This is a genomic window from Psychrobacter alimentarius (assembly GCF_001606025.1).
GTDB lineage: Bacteria > Pseudomonadota > Gammaproteobacteria > Pseudomonadales > Moraxellaceae > Psychrobacter > Psychrobacter alimentarius.
In genome coordinates this window covers 3,050,370-3,063,633 of the sequence record NZ_CP014945.1, presented here as the reverse complement: position 1 = coordinate 3,063,633, position 13,264 = coordinate 3,050,370, and the positions used below count along the sequence as shown (strand labels likewise).

Genomic DNA, 13,264 nt, shown 5'->3' with positions numbered 1-13,264 from the left:
ATGTTCTGCCCAAACATCTAATAATATCCAACGGCAATCATCGTGTGCTGACTGTTTTTATATATTTGACTTTGAATATTGAAACCTGTTTACAATCTCTATTTTTGCCAGACTGACTATTCGCATTTCAAGCAGCACGTTGTCCGATTCGAATAAGACGGCTATCCATAGTCGCCTCACCGCTCTATCTAATATTAATAAGGAAGCAATTTATGAATAAACAAATCATCCATGATCGTATTGAAACTCTACGTCAGACCTTAACAGCACAAGACCTCACGGCCATTATCGTGCCATCAGCAGATCCGCATTTGTCTGAATACTTGCCAGAGTATTGGCAGGCAAGACTCTGGTTGTCAGGGTTTACAGGTTCAGTGGGTACATTGGTTGTGACGGCAGATTTTGCAGGTCTTTGGACGGACAGTCGCTACTGGGTACACGCAGCTGACCAATTGCAAGACACAGGTATTAGCTTAGAAAAACTCGCTCCTGGTCAACCAAACCACATTGATTGGTTGGCTGAGCATTTGGTCGAGGGCGATAGTGTCGCCGTCGATGGCAATGTCTTGTCTATCGCTGAGCAAGATCGTCTGTTAAATGCGTTTGATGCTCATGAGATTACTCTAATTACTGAGCGTGATGTACTGGCAGAAATATGGGAAGATCGTCCAGCGCTACCAGATGCTGCACTCTATTCGCACGATGCGTCGTTTGTCGCGCAATCTGCTACTTCCAAACTGGCTGCGGTACGTGCTGGTATGGCAGAAGCGGGCGCCACACATCATTTACTATCAAGCTTAGACGACATCGCTTGGCTCACCAATCTACGTGGCGCTGATGTCGATTATAACCCTGTATTCTTGGCGCATATGCTAATCAGTGAAGACAGTGCCACTTTGTTTGTGGAGAACAGCAAGGTCAGTACAGAGATTGCCAACCATTTGGACGCAAGCGGTATCACATTGGCGGATTATGAGTCTGTGCAAGAGGCGCTAGGTACATTGACGCCAGAAGATTTGTTACTATTGGACCCAAATAAAGTAGCCGTCGGCACCTTATCAAAAATGGCAGATGATGTGGGTTTTATCGAACAAATGGCGCCAAGTACTTTGCTAAAGTCGGTGAAATCTGATGCGGATATTGACCATGTGCGTGAAGCCATGCGTCAAGATGGTGCAGCATTGTGCGAATTCTTTTCGACGTTTGAGCAACGTCTTGAGGCAGGCGAGCGTCTAAGCGAGTTGGATGTTGATAGTATGCTGATTGAGGTACGTAGTCAGCAGCCACACTATGTATCGCCAAGTTTTCCGACCATTGCAGGGTTTAATGAAAATGGCGCATTGCCGCATTACCGTGCAACACCAGAAAAATTCAGCTACCTCGATGTGAATGAAGGGGAAGGCGGATTGTTACTGATTGATTCAGGCGCACAATATCAAAATGGTACGACTGATATCACTCGTGTGGTCGGTATCGGAGCGGTCAATGCTGAGCACAAACGTGACTTTACTACAGTATTAAAAGCACACATTGCCTTAGCACGCGCTCATTTCCCAGACGGTATTGCTTCTCCATTAATCGATGCCATTTGCCGCGCACCATTGTGGCAAGCGCAGATGGATTATGGTCATGGTACCGGCCATGGGGTTGGGTATTTCTTAAACGTACATGAAGGTCCACAGGTCATTGCTTATAGCGCCAGTACACCAAAAGAGCGCGCTATGAAAGTCGGTATGATCTCAAGCAATGAGCCAGGTCTCTATCGTGAAGGCAAATGGGGTATTCGTATTGAAAACTTGGTAATCAACACGCCAGTCGGCAATCCTACTGAGACAGAATTTGGTGATTTCTTACACTTTGAAACCATCACTTACTGCCCAATTGATACGCGTTTGATTGAACCGTCACTATTGGACCAAGTAGAGACTGATTGGCTCAATCAGTATCATCGCCAAGTGTTTGCAGAGTTAAAAGATCGCGTGGACGGCGCCGCACTTGAGTGGTTGACTGAGCGAACACAAGCCATCTAATCAGAAATATTGCTTGTCTGAAAATAAGGACAAAACGCGCAGAGAGCGACTAAGATAAGGTGTTTTACGGCCTTGTATCGTGAATAAAATACAAAAAAGCCCCGTCAATCATAGGCGGGGCTTTTTTTATGCGTTTTTTGGTACGGAGCCGTTGGACTATTTTTAGTCGAAGCTTTTAGTAGAAACGTACTGTCAATCAAGCGCTCGCTGTTAATGAATGTTTTTCTTAATGTCCTCTTCTTTCTTGACTGGCGTACCTTGATCACCTAAATGCTGAGTGATTTCGGCCCGTAGCCAAGATTTTAGGTTTTCAGACATTAGCATCATCTGATCGCTGAGATAGTCATCAATCTGCATTTCTAGTTCACGAATCAATGATTGATGATTGGTATTAGCGTTTGTATCTTTTAATGCCAAGCTAATGGCAGCGCTGGCCTTAGTATTGATCGCCTTAATAGCAATGTCAGTTTTGATGCTTGCCTCATTCGTGGGATTGGCAGGTTCAGCAATGGTTTGAGGTTTTGTATCTGTGTCAGCTGAGGCTTTGCCAGTATTGCCAGTAGCGTTATTTTCAGTACTTTCGATATTCTTACCATCAATACTTGTCTTATCTGCAGCGTTTGCTGCGGTAGAGGCATTCGGATTGTTGTTATCCGTCACTGGCTTTGATAATGCATTTTTTTCTAATTCTTTTTGCGCGGTTGCTTCTGTTTCAAGACGTCTGTCTTTTTCTTGCTGCTTAGCAGCTGCTATTGCTTGGCTTTTTTCATCTTCTAAGCGTTGTTGTTCGGCTGCTGCACGCTCCTTTTCTTGTTTATCGATGATGGCTTTTGCAATGGCTTGCTCAGCTTCATGGTTTTCATACAGCTCATCGACATGAGCGTCCAAATCATGCGTGCGAAAAACAAAGCTTTCAAAAGGGGTTTCTGTCTGCAATAAGTTGGTGATATCTTCTAGCTCTTGAGTGATGGCAGCGCGTATCGGTTCAGGAGCACACGTCCAGCGCTGATAAAAATGTTGGGAAAATGAGTAGCTTGACATGGTATCGTCCATAAATGTTCCAAAAATTACCCCTTATCATACGCAAGTACGATAAGGGGCTGCAAGTGGACAAACGTAGCCAATCTGACAACAACGTTACAACGTAAGGATGACTCACGTTGTCAGCGTTTACATCTTACTGATTGATAGGCCAGCGTGCAAAGATTAGTGAGCCATTGGTGCCACCAAAGCCGAAGCTATTGGACACAGCGTACTGTAGGTTTTCCACTTTGCGTGATTGATTGGCCACATAATCGAGATTACAGTTATCTTCGACATTATCCAAGTTGATGGTCGGCGGCACATGCTGATGCTGTAAGGCTAATATCGTAAAGATAGCTTCGATACCGCCAGCTGCTCCCAGTAAGTGCCCAGTCATGGACTTGGTTGAACTCACTAAAATGCTGTCTTTCACTGGTGCAAATACCGTTTCGATAGCAATCGATTCAGCGACATCACCTGCAGGCGTGCTCGTGCCATGCGCGTTGACATACCCAACTGCAGCAGGATCGATACCTGCATCCTTCAGCGCATTTTTCATCGCTCTTGCCGCGCCGCTACCATCTTCTGGTGGCGATGTGATATGACTGGCATCATCACTCATACCGAATCCGACCAGTTCTGCTAGAATCGTTGCACCGCGAGCTTTGGCGTGAGCAAGGCTTTCTAAGACCACCATACCTGCGCCATCACCAAGTACAAACCCGTCACGGTCTTTATCAAAGGGACGCGAGGCTTTGGTTGGCTCCTCATTGCGGGTTGATAGGGCGTGCATGGCACCAAAACCTGCCATACCAAGTGGACTGGAGCCTTTTTCGCTACCGCCAGCCAGCATGACATCAGCATCACCATAGGCAATCAAACGAGCGGCAAGGCCCATTGCGTGCGTGGCAGTGGTACAGGCCGTCGATGTGGCAAGATTAGGACCTTGCAATTTGTGCTTAATCGCGACCAATCCTGCCGCCATATTGACAATAGAGCCTGGGATAATAAAAGGTGAGACTTTAGTTGCACCTTTTTCATGTAGCATATCGCGACTGTTTTCAATGGTTTGGATGCCGCCAATACCTGAGCCTAAGATAATGCCAAAACGCTCTTGATCAACGTCTTTTACAGGACTGTCAGCCGCACTGACTTCATCAATGAAGCCAGCATTTTTCAATGCCATTGCTGAGGCAGCAATACCATAATGAATAAACTCATCATAACGGCGTGCGTCCTTGGCACTCATATAATTTTTGGCATCAAAGTCTTTTACGACGCCTGCAATTTTCGCACGGTACTCTGTCGCATCAAAATGAGTAATGGGCACAATACCGCTATCGCCTTTGAGTAGGCTTGTCCATGAACTATCCACGTCTAGACCAAGCGGTGTGATAGCACCCATACCTGTGATCACAACTCGCATATCATCAGAGCGTTCGTAATGGGGTGGCTTATGGCGCGTTTTCTGTTCTGGAGCAGCATCAGTATTATTTGCAGCTTGCACGGAAGGTGAATTGCTGTGTTGGCTCATGCGATATATCCTATACTTATGGTCCTAAGAGGATGATGTTTTCCTAATATTTTAATGTGATAACGTTATGTTATTTATAACGCTATCACTATATTTTGGCAACCATTATAAAACACATTAGTTTACGCATGTAAACTTAAATGAACTGGTCAGGCAAAACAAACTTGACCCAGTACCACGCCCTTGTTTGCACCCGTTACTTCGGGCAAATTACCCGATTCTCCCATCAATGTCTGCCTTGACAACCACGCAAAAGCAACGGCTTCTACCCATGTCGGATCAAGTCCTAAACTTGCGGTTGTTGCCACGGTACAATGAGGCAAATTCACCTGCAAACGCTCGATCAAATAATCATTAAGCGCACCGCCACCGCACACGTAGATGGCACCGCAGTCTTGTTTTTCTTTAAGTAAGACTTGCTTGATTTGTATACTAGCGCTGATCGCCGTCAGTTCGGTCAAGGTGGCTTGCACATCTGCTGATGAATAGCGCGTATAAACAGACGCTTGATCGAATTTTTGCAGCTCATCTTGTAGCCATTCTAGATTAAAGTCTTCACGACCAGTGCTTTTGGGATAAGGCTTAGTAAAAAAAGGATGCTCTAAAAGCTGATTCAATAGTGGCTCAACGATTTGTCCTGACTGCGCCCACGCACCGCCTGCATCATAATCTTTGTCGGTATGCAATGTCGTCCATGCATCTAATAACAGATTGGCAGGACCTGTGTCATAACCGATCACGTGACTTGAGTGATGATTTGCCGCCTCATGAGAGACGGCTGGCAAGACGGTTATATTGGCGATACCGCCCAAGTTTAATAGTACACGCGTATTGTCCGTGGCGGTAAATAGCGCTTGATGAAAAGCAGGCACCAAAGGCGCGCCTTGTCCACCAACTGCCATATCGCGGCGGCGAAAATCACTGACGACACTAATACCTGTACGCTCAGCAATGATATTGGCATCGACCAGCTGCAAGCTAAAACCCATGTGCGGACGATGGCGGACAGTTTGACCATGACAGCCAATTGCCAAAACCGCTTCAGCCTCTACTTGGGCTTGTTGCAATAAGCTATTGACCACGTTACTGGCAAATTCACCATACTCACGACTTGCCCAGCCAAACCAATCCAACTCACTGCTTGGTTCATCTGTTGCTGGTGTTAATTGACTCACACCATTTGGCTGGCAGAGCGCTAATAATACCTCACGCAGTCGTGGCGGAAAATCTTGACTATACGTGGCCAACAATCGCATGGGCTGCTGCGTATCGCTTTCTTGACTAGCTGAGTCGCTAAATTGACAAAGAACCGCATCCATACCATCCAAGCTTGTGCCCGACATCATGCCGATATATAAGCCATCATCGAAGTTTTCAAACACCGTTTGCTCAAGTGCTTCGGTCAAGGTGGCATAATTTAAGTCATCATTATTGTATACGTGGTCGTCTAAACCACTATTTATACTTAAATCTATATCGCTACTATGAGGGTTATCAGTTATTGATACGGGCTTGGTCATGGCAATTTACCTTAAAAAACGCTAGTATATCTGCCAAATTCTAACATTTTTTGACGGCTACGAGATTCTAAATAGCCCAAGTACTTTCACCATTTTATAAAGACCATTAAGAGATCCTCATGACCACTCAGACTTACACCCTAGAAGAACAGCTTGCCCTTATCCAGCGCGGCACACAAGAAATCCTATCTGAAGAGGATTTGGTTGCCAAGCTCAAGCTCAATCGCCCGTTGCGTATCAAAGCAGGCTTCGATCCCACAGCCCCTGATTTGCATTTGGGACACACGGTTTTGATCAATAAGCTCAAGCATTTTCAAGACTTGGGTCATGAGATTTATTTCTTAATTGGTGATTATACGGCCAAGATTGGTGATCCGTCTGGCAAGAACAGCACGCGCCCGCCGTTGACTGACGAGCAAATCAAAGCCAACGCCACCACCTACGCTGAGCAAGTCTTTAAAATCTTGGACAAAGAAAAAACCCGCGTGGTCTTTAACTCAGAATGGTTTAACGACATGACAGCGGCAGATATGATTCAGCTCGCCAGTCAGCAAACGGTCTCACGTATGCTTGAGCGCGATGATTTCTCCAAGCGCTATGCGTCTCAAACGCCGATTTCTATTCATGAGTTTCTCTATCCCTTAGTACAAGGGTATGACTCTATCGCGCTAAAAGCCGATGTCGAGCTTGGCGGTACCGATCAAACCTTTAACTTATTGATGGGCCGCACCTTGCAAGGTCGCTACGGTCAAGAGTCGCAAGTTTGTATCACTGTGCCAATCCTAGAAGGCTTGGATGGCGTCAACAAAATGTCTAAGTCACTCGGCAACTATGTTGCCATCTACGATGCGCCAGGCACCATGTACCAAAAAATTCTGTCAATGCCAGATACTTTGATTCGTCGCTACTTTGAGTTCTTGAGCTTCAAACCAATGGAAGATATCGAAGCACTGATGAGTGAGATGGAAGGTGGTCGTAATCCACAAGAAATCAAACGCATTTTGGCGGAAGAATTGATCGAGCGTTTCCATGATGCCGATGCTGCTGCCAACGCGCATAAATCAGCGGGTAACGTATTAGCAGATGGTGAGTTGCCAGTTGATTTGCCAGAAGTGACTTTAACGCTTGAGGATGGTCAAGATGCTTTGTTTATCACGCAGATACTAAACCAAGCAGGATTGACCAAGAACAGCGCGGCGGCAAAAGACATGCTAAAACGCAATGCAGTAAAAGTAGATGGCGAAGAGGTCAATGCTGGCTTTAGCTTAACCTCAGGTCAGACAGTCGTCATCCAAGCAGGCAAAAAAGCCTATGCCAAAGTGACGGTAGATTAATTTAGATAGCTAATTAGGCCAATTTTTTTTCGAAATAGCGATGGTTTAAGGAGAGAGATATGTTAGACCTTCCTACTTTATCAAGTAACGGGATTATCCTTAAGCCATTAACATTAACTCATGCAAGTGATTTGGTTGAAGCCTGCCAAGATGGTGAGCTATGGAAAATAAATGTGACGTCTGTACCTGAGCCAAATAAGGTCATCGACTATATCAATACCGCTGATTCAATGCCTGACAGACAAGCTTTTGTCGTCATTGATGAGCGTACTGGTAAAGCAATTGGTTCAACCAGTTTTCACGATATTTTACCGCTCACAAAGCGCTTAGAGATTGGCTACACATGGTACGCCAAGTCGTATTGGCAGACGCACGTCAATACGACCTGTAAGCTCATGCTACTTACCTATATATTTGAAAATTTAAAATATCAAACGGTAGGCTGGCGCACAGACATCGAAAACCATCGTTCACAAAAAGCGATTGAACGTCTAGGCGCAAAAAAAGATGGAATCATTCGAGGCAATCGAGTCCGCCGTGATGGCGTTATTTCAGATACCGTCATGTATAGTGTATTAAAATCTGAATGGCCACAAGTAAAGGTTGAGCTGACAAACAAGCTTAATAAAAGCTACTAACATTCGTAACCAAACTAAATAAGAATCTTATGCCACACCAAAACCAAACTGTCCCCCAAGGCATCTACCGCCATTACAAAGGCAGCCTCTATCAAGTGCTACATACGGCAACCCATTCAGAAACAGAAGAATCGTTAATCGTGTATCGCTGTTTATACGGCGAATATGGTGTTTGGGTACGTCCTTTGAGTATGTTTACCGAAACGGTTACTATCGAGGGCAAAGAAGTACCACGTTTTGAGCTGATTAAAGAGCTAGCGGATTAGTATTAGCTCAAAATAACAGCGACACGTGAATGGCTATGCGTGACTAGGATGAATTTTTCGTAGCCTCTGTGACAACAGCAAGCAAGGAAAACTTTATACCATTCGCAGAGCATCGATTTAAAATAAATTTACGATAGTTCTAAGTTATGCATAAATCATTAAGCAAATAAAAAAGCGACTTTTGGAGTCGCTTTTTTTGTGTCATCTTAAAAAACCATTAGCCAATTTAAAAAGCCATTAGCTATTCAAAAATGCAATCAACACATCGTTGAACTCGTCTTTATGCGTGACATTGATACCGTGCGGGCCACCTTGAACAATATGAAGCTGGCTGTCTGCAATCATATCATGTGAGCGTTCACCACTCGCTTCAAACGGTACGACTTGATCCGAATCACCATGTATCACTAAAGTTGGCACGTCAAACGCTTTTAGATCGTCACGTAAATCAGTGTAGCTAAAAGATTTTACACAATCGTAAGTGGCTTTGGGCGAGGCAAATGCTGCGATATCACGGTTATATAAACGCATGGGTTTGCTCACCAACAATGAGCCATCTTTTGGTGTGAAAAAATTCTTAGTAAAGTCGTTTAAGAAAGCGATTCGATCCTCGCGCACGCCGTCCAAAAATGCTTGTACGTCAGCATCTTCAAGACCACCATCGGGATTGTCATCGGCTTTGTACAAATACGGGGGAACGGCAGAGGCAAGCACCGCTTTGGCAACACGATCTGAGCCGTATCTACCAAGGTAGCGTGCGACTTCACCGCCGCCCATCGAAAATCCAACAAGGGTGGCATCATTTAGATCCAGCGTGTCCATCAGCGCTTTTAAATCCTGTGCCAATGTGTCGTAATCGTAGCCTTCCCAAGGTTTAGATGACTGACCAAAGCCGCGTCTGTCGTAGGTAATGACTTGGTAACCAGCTTCTACCAGTGCAGGAAGTTGTGCTTCCCAAGCACGTCCACTTAGCGGCCAGCCATGAATCAGCACAACAGGTTTACCGCTTCCTTGAATCTCATAGTAGATATCGACAGGTTCATTGTCTTGTGTTGCAACTGTAACGTAGGGCATGATTTTATCCTTTTGAAGTTATTTTATTTTTATTGCTTATGAGTGATACTTGCTGGTGTCTGTTAACTAGCCTAGTACTTGTTTGGTAAGTACTTATTTAACCAGTACTTGTTTAACCTATGACTGTTCAGCTCAGTACCGATTTTTAGTATAAAACCAGCCTAAGTTCATTGCTATGACAAGTCGTAAAGTTATAGTGGTAATTATGAAGTGATTGTGTAAAATCTTAGTTACTATTGTAGAAATTCTTTTAGTATTTTAAAAAACCGAATAGGTTCATCTATAGGCACGGCATGGCCTGAATGCGGTAGAATGATGTCAGTGGCATTGGGTAACATCTTTGTGATTTTTTGCTGCCATTTAGGATCGTATAATTCTGACTTGGCCCCGATAAGACTAACAACTGGAATAGTCACATCGGCTGTGACAGAGCGAAAGTCATAAGGTATCGCCAAATAGGCTTGTAGGCAGCGCATTTTATGTTGCCACGTACTATGGTCATAAAACGCCAGTTTATGATCGTTTTGATGAGTCAGTATCTTTACCAGGGCTTTTGAGCGCGGGCGACTTACCGATAGTAAAGAAAACAGGCGTTCAACGTCGGTCACGCAGCGTTTGAGAGAAAACGGCAAGTGCGTGAAGCGCTCAACATGCGCATAGGGCAGCGTCTTATCGATAATCTCTTGAAAAGTCTCAAACAGTGCTTGTTGTCGATCACCAAACAATCCTCCATCCCAATCTGATTGGTTGTGAATTACAGGGCTTTGATCGATGTTTAAATAACGACTGACGCGAGATACACCAAAATAGGTAAAGTAAGACCACATGACGAGTGCACCCATAGAAATCGCTGCGATGGGCAAGGACTCTACCTTGCGAGTCAGGCAAATGTGCTCAATCACAAGGTTGATATCGTCAGCATACTCACGTACGAAATCAAACTGAGTGAGTTTGATATCCTTTGCCGCGCCAAACCCTCTAAAGTGCGGAAGGTAAAATTGATATTGCCCTGTTAACGGTAAAATAAATGGCAAAAATTCACGCGCATCCATCCCATAAGCATGTAGCATCATGATAGGTTGACCGTTGCCAATAACAGAAACTGGTAATTGCGTGCCATCAGCCACCGCGATATATATGGTTTTGAATGGATAATGAGTCGGTAGAGAAAGTCGGTTTATTTTCATATCAAGTCACAGCAAGTCTAAAGTAAATGTAGCCGATTTTATGTCCACTTATTTAGCCAGCCATTTTAGGTAACCTGCACCAAGAAAAGACTGCTATAGTTAATTCTAAATAAAAAAGGTACGACAATGATAATCCACTGCCAACGGTATATTTTCGTCGCCTCTATCTGCTAAGGCACAGCAAGCAAATATGACGTTGGCATTGCTGTATTTATTTTAAATTGAATTGACTACATATTAGGATCATCAAAAGAACCATAGCATAAAAACCAGTGGTGGAAATTGCGACGATGGTTAGTAAGTCATCTGTTTGCCAATAAACAAGGAGGTTAGTGCATGAGTAAGTTGACCTTACCACTATTGGATAATAGTCTTTATCCGCAAGTTTGGCAGCAGCAAACCTTTATCAGTCCGCAAGATTTTTTGCTAGCGATGCTGATAGGACGTATCACATCAGATGCGCAGACATTCACCAAGCAGTTGCTTACAAACGATGTCTATATAGAGTGGGTCAACACCACTGTGTTTGGACGTTACTTGCATAGACAGTTTACAGCGTACTCTCAGCAAACAGAAGACAGTTTCAATACCGATATGCCGGCATTATTTCGTCAAGAGTTGACGCGTCACGCGCAGTATTTGCCACTAGATCAGATATTATTTTTTGCAGGGGATTTGCCAAAAAGCGTTCGACAAACCAAGCTATTTACCACCACAGTCAATCCAGCCACCGTCATAGCCAATGCAAAAAAAATGATGGAAAAAAAGACTACAAACGGCTCAGAGATGATTGTTAATGAAATAAAAATCACAGGTAAGCAAGTATTGGGATTCCCTATACGTCACAACAAACGCACCAGTGAGCGCCTGCGAAACGAAGTCCTGATTTTAGATTTTCAGGATTTACGCTTGGTCAATGAGAGAACCATCGAGGATATAAAAAAAAGCAACATAGAGTCTATGTTGATAGAGACTATGTTGCTTCGGTCTTACGAATTACGTTGATAGGCTTTATCGTAAGATAAAAGTCTATTTGTCTTGCTTGGCAATTGTCAAACCATTATAAGTTTGTGCCACTGGCATTACTTCCAAGCGATTGACGTTGATATGAGCAGGCGATTCAATCAGCCATAATAAAATATCGCCAATATCTTCACCCGTCATGGTTTTAAAGCCATCATATACTTTTGCAGCCTTATCGTCATCGCCATGATAGCGCACATTTGAAAACTCAGTACCTGCCACGACGCCCGGTTCAATATTGGTCACACGCACTTGCGTACCGACCAGATCAGCGCGCAAGTTTAAGCTGAATTGTTTGACAAACGCTTTGGTTGCGCCGTAGACATTGCCGCCAAAGTATGGCCAGTTGCCCGCAATCGAGCCGACATTGATGATGTAACCGCTGTCACGATCCACCATCGCTGGCAAGACAGCATGAGTCAGTGCGATTAAACCTTTAACATTGGTATCGGTCATGCGCATCCAGTCGTCAAGACTGGCTTTGTGTGCAGGCTCTGTACCGAGTGCGAGACCAGCATTGTTGACCAAGACATCGATTTGATTAAAGCCGTCAGGCAGATTGGCAATGATGTGCGGGATGGAGTCAGTGTCGCTCACATCCATAACCACAGGTAAAAAGTTTTCGCCCAAAGTCTCTGCCAAGGCATTAAGTTTCTCTAAACGCCTGGCACAACCAATGACACGGTGACCTTTTGCGACCAAACCCTCAGCCAGTGCTTTACCAAAACCCGCACTTGCTCCTGTAATCAATACGTTCATTACTGCTCCTTATCATTGATGCTGTGTGCTTTTTTATAATCTTGATGACGGTTTTTTATCTCAACATTACTTATCGATTTGATAATTGCTTACCAAAGATTTTATCACCCGCATCACCCAGACCAGGAATGATATAACCGTGCTCATCCAAATGGCTGTCAAGCGCAGCGGTATAAATGGTCACGTCAGGATGCGCTTCATTGACTAAGCGTACGCCTTCAGGAGCGGCAACCAAAACCAACGCTTTGATATTGGTACAGCCATTTTTCTTTAGCATCTCAATGGTCGCAACCATTGAGCCACCCGTTGCGAGCATCGGGTCAATGATAAGTGCAGGGCGTTTGTCCATGTGGCTCACAAACTTTTCAAAGAAAGGCACTGGCTGTAAGGTTTCTTCATCACGTTGTAGACCCACAACAGAAATCTTAGCAGTAGGAATCAAATCGAGCACCCCATCAAGCATGCCAATACCCGCACGCAAAATCGGTACAATCGTCGCTGTCTTACCGATGATTTGCTCACCAGTGATTTCGCCACACCAGCCTTGCATTGGGAAGGTTTCAATCTCAAAATCACGGCTTGCTTCATAAGCCATCAAGCGCGCAAGCTCTTTGGTCAATGTGCGAAATTTATAAGTACTACAATCTTTTTCGCGCATTAGGCTGAGCTTATGACGGACTAGTGGATGATCAATTACCGTAATGTTTAAATCGCTGTTTAAGTCACTCATAAGAACTCTCTTGGTTTTGGTCTGATGCTTGCGCAGTCACTGCGGTTGCTATTAGTATAAAAGATACAAACACTTACCGCACTTTAACGCTATAAATTATGGCCACATAGTAAGATCAAAGCCATAACAGCCAGATTGGCTCAGCG

The 13,264-nt window shown here is 44.4% G+C and carries 12 protein-coding genes; 5 read left to right on the top strand and 7 right to left on the bottom strand.

Features of this window, described 5'->3' with window-relative positions; all coding sequences use genetic code 11:
- Nucleotides 1–212 precede the first annotated feature (212 nt).
- The gene (locus tag A3K91_RS12660; RefSeq protein WP_062845589.1) at nucleotides 213–2,030 is read left to right on the top strand and encodes an aminopeptidase P family protein; all 1,818 of its coding nucleotides are present in this window, start codon (nucleotides 213–215) and stop codon (nucleotides 2,028–2,030) included.
- Between the two features lie 210 nt (nucleotides 2,031–2,240).
- On the opposite strand, the gene A3K91_RS12655 is transcribed toward A3K91_RS12660, so the two are convergent.
- From A3K91_RS12655 to A3K91_RS12645, 3 genes are all read right to left on the bottom strand, one after another.
- The gene (locus tag A3K91_RS12655) at nucleotides 2,241–3,083 is read right to left on the bottom strand and encodes a hypothetical protein (RefSeq protein WP_062845588.1); all 843 of its coding nucleotides are present in this window, start codon (nucleotides 3,081–3,083) and stop codon (nucleotides 2,241–2,243) included.
- A 124-nt stretch (nucleotides 3,084–3,207) separates the two neighbouring features.
- Nucleotides 3,208–4,479, bottom strand: coding sequence for a beta-ketoacyl-ACP synthase II (gene fabF / locus A3K91_RS12650; RefSeq protein WP_062846018.1), 1,272 nt, complete (start codon nucleotides 4,477–4,479; stop codon nucleotides 3,208–3,210).
- 257 nt (nucleotides 4,480–4,736) lie between these two features.
- Nucleotides 4,737–6,107, bottom strand: coding sequence for an anhydro-N-acetylmuramic acid kinase (locus A3K91_RS12645; protein ID WP_062845587.1), 1,371 nt, complete (start codon nucleotides 6,105–6,107; stop codon nucleotides 4,737–4,739).
- Between the two features lie 119 nt (nucleotides 6,108–6,226).
- On the opposite strand from A3K91_RS12645, the gene tyrS reads away from it, so the two are divergent.
- From tyrS to A3K91_RS12630, 3 genes are read left to right on the top strand one after another with little or no spacing between them, the layout of a single operon-like run.
- Complete coding sequence (tyrS, locus tag A3K91_RS12640; protein ID WP_062845586.1) at nucleotides 6,227–7,441, top strand: tyrosine--tRNA ligase; 1,215 nt, start codon at nucleotides 6,227–6,229, stop codon at nucleotides 7,439–7,441.
- A 59-nt stretch (nucleotides 7,442–7,500) separates the two neighbouring features.
- The gene (locus A3K91_RS12635; RefSeq protein ID WP_062845585.1) at nucleotides 7,501–8,079 is read left to right on the top strand and encodes a GNAT family N-acetyltransferase; all 579 of its coding nucleotides are present in this window, start codon (nucleotides 7,501–7,503) and stop codon (nucleotides 8,077–8,079) included.
- 29 nt (nucleotides 8,080–8,108) lie between these two features.
- Nucleotides 8,109–8,345 (top strand): DUF1653 domain-containing protein, encoded by a 237-nt coding sequence (locus tag A3K91_RS12630; protein WP_062845584.1) that lies wholly within the window; start codon nucleotides 8,109–8,111, stop codon nucleotides 8,343–8,345.
- A 237-nt stretch (nucleotides 8,346–8,582) separates the two neighbouring features.
- Here the strand turns inward: A3K91_RS12630 and A3K91_RS12625 are convergent, their stop codons facing one another.
- Together A3K91_RS12625 and A3K91_RS12620 are read right to left on the bottom strand one after the other, a co-directional pair.
- The gene (locus A3K91_RS12625) at nucleotides 8,583–9,419 is read right to left on the bottom strand and encodes an alpha/beta fold hydrolase (RefSeq protein WP_062845583.1); all 837 of its coding nucleotides are present in this window, start codon (nucleotides 9,417–9,419) and stop codon (nucleotides 8,583–8,585) included.
- Nucleotides 9,420–9,652: 233 nt separating this feature from the next.
- Entirely contained in the window at nucleotides 9,653–10,606 is a 954-nt protein-coding gene (locus A3K91_RS12620) for an alpha/beta fold hydrolase (protein WP_062845582.1), read from the bottom strand.
- Nucleotides 10,607–10,942: 336 nt separating this feature from the next.
- Here A3K91_RS12620 and A3K91_RS12615 point away from each other — a divergent pair, with 336 nt between their 5' ends.
- Nucleotides 10,943–11,611 (top strand): hypothetical protein, encoded by a 669-nt coding sequence (locus tag A3K91_RS12615; protein ID WP_062845581.1) that lies wholly within the window; start codon nucleotides 10,943–10,945, stop codon nucleotides 11,609–11,611.
- A gap of 24 nt (nucleotides 11,612–11,635) precedes the next feature.
- Here the strand turns inward: A3K91_RS12615 and A3K91_RS12610 are convergent, their stop codons facing one another.
- Both A3K91_RS12610 and upp read right to left on the bottom strand, forming a co-directional pair.
- A complete protein-coding gene (locus A3K91_RS12610) occupies nucleotides 11,636–12,388 on the bottom strand; it encodes an SDR family NAD(P)-dependent oxidoreductase (protein WP_062845580.1) in 753 nt (250 codons plus the stop codon).
- A 70-nt stretch (nucleotides 12,389–12,458) separates the two neighbouring features.
- Entirely contained in the window at nucleotides 12,459–13,118 is a 660-nt protein-coding gene (upp, locus tag A3K91_RS12605) for a uracil phosphoribosyltransferase (RefSeq protein WP_062845579.1), read from the bottom strand.
- Between the last annotated feature and the right edge of the window lie 146 nt (nucleotides 13,119–13,264).

What these genes read in the sequence shown, in the direction of transcription:
- A3K91_RS12620 (WP_062845582.1), bottom strand. Translation starts at nt 10,606, where the DNA reads ATGAAAATAAACCGACTTTCTCTACCGACTCATTATCCATTCAAAACC.
- A3K91_RS12645 (WP_062845587.1), bottom strand. Translation starts at nt 6,107, where the DNA reads ATGACCAAGCCCGTATCAATAACTGATAACCCTCATAGTAGCGATATA.
- A3K91_RS12630 (WP_062845584.1), top strand. Translation starts at nt 8,109, where the DNA reads ATGCCACACCAAAACCAAACTGTCCCCCAAGGCATCTACCGCCATTAC.
- A3K91_RS12610 (WP_062845580.1), bottom strand. Translation starts at nt 12,388, where the DNA reads ATGAACGTATTGATTACAGGAGCAAGTGCGGGTTTTGGTAAAGCACTG.
- upp (WP_062845579.1), bottom strand. Translation starts at nt 13,118, where the DNA reads ATGAGTGACTTAAACAGCGATTTAAACATTACGGTAATTGATCATCCA.
- A3K91_RS12635 (WP_062845585.1), top strand. Translation starts at nt 7,501, where the DNA reads ATGTTAGACCTTCCTACTTTATCAAGTAACGGGATTATCCTTAAGCCA.
- A3K91_RS12660 (WP_062845589.1), top strand. Translation starts at nt 213, where the DNA reads ATGAATAAACAAATCATCCATGATCGTATTGAAACTCTACGTCAGACC.
- A3K91_RS12655 (WP_062845588.1), bottom strand. Translation starts at nt 3,083, where the DNA reads ATGGACGATACCATGTCAAGCTACTCATTTTCCCAACATTTTTATCAG.
- A3K91_RS12625 (WP_062845583.1), bottom strand. Translation starts at nt 9,419, where the DNA reads ATGCCCTACGTTACAGTTGCAACACAAGACAATGAACCTGTCGATATC.
- A3K91_RS12615 (WP_062845581.1), top strand. Translation starts at nt 10,943, where the DNA reads ATGAGTAAGTTGACCTTACCACTATTGGATAATAGTCTTTATCCGCAA.
- fabF (WP_062846018.1), bottom strand. Translation starts at nt 4,479, where the DNA reads ATGCGAGTTGTGATCACAGGTATGGGTGCTATCACACCGCTTGGTCTA.
- tyrS (WP_062845586.1), top strand. Translation starts at nt 6,227, where the DNA reads ATGACCACTCAGACTTACACCCTAGAAGAACAGCTTGCCCTTATCCAG.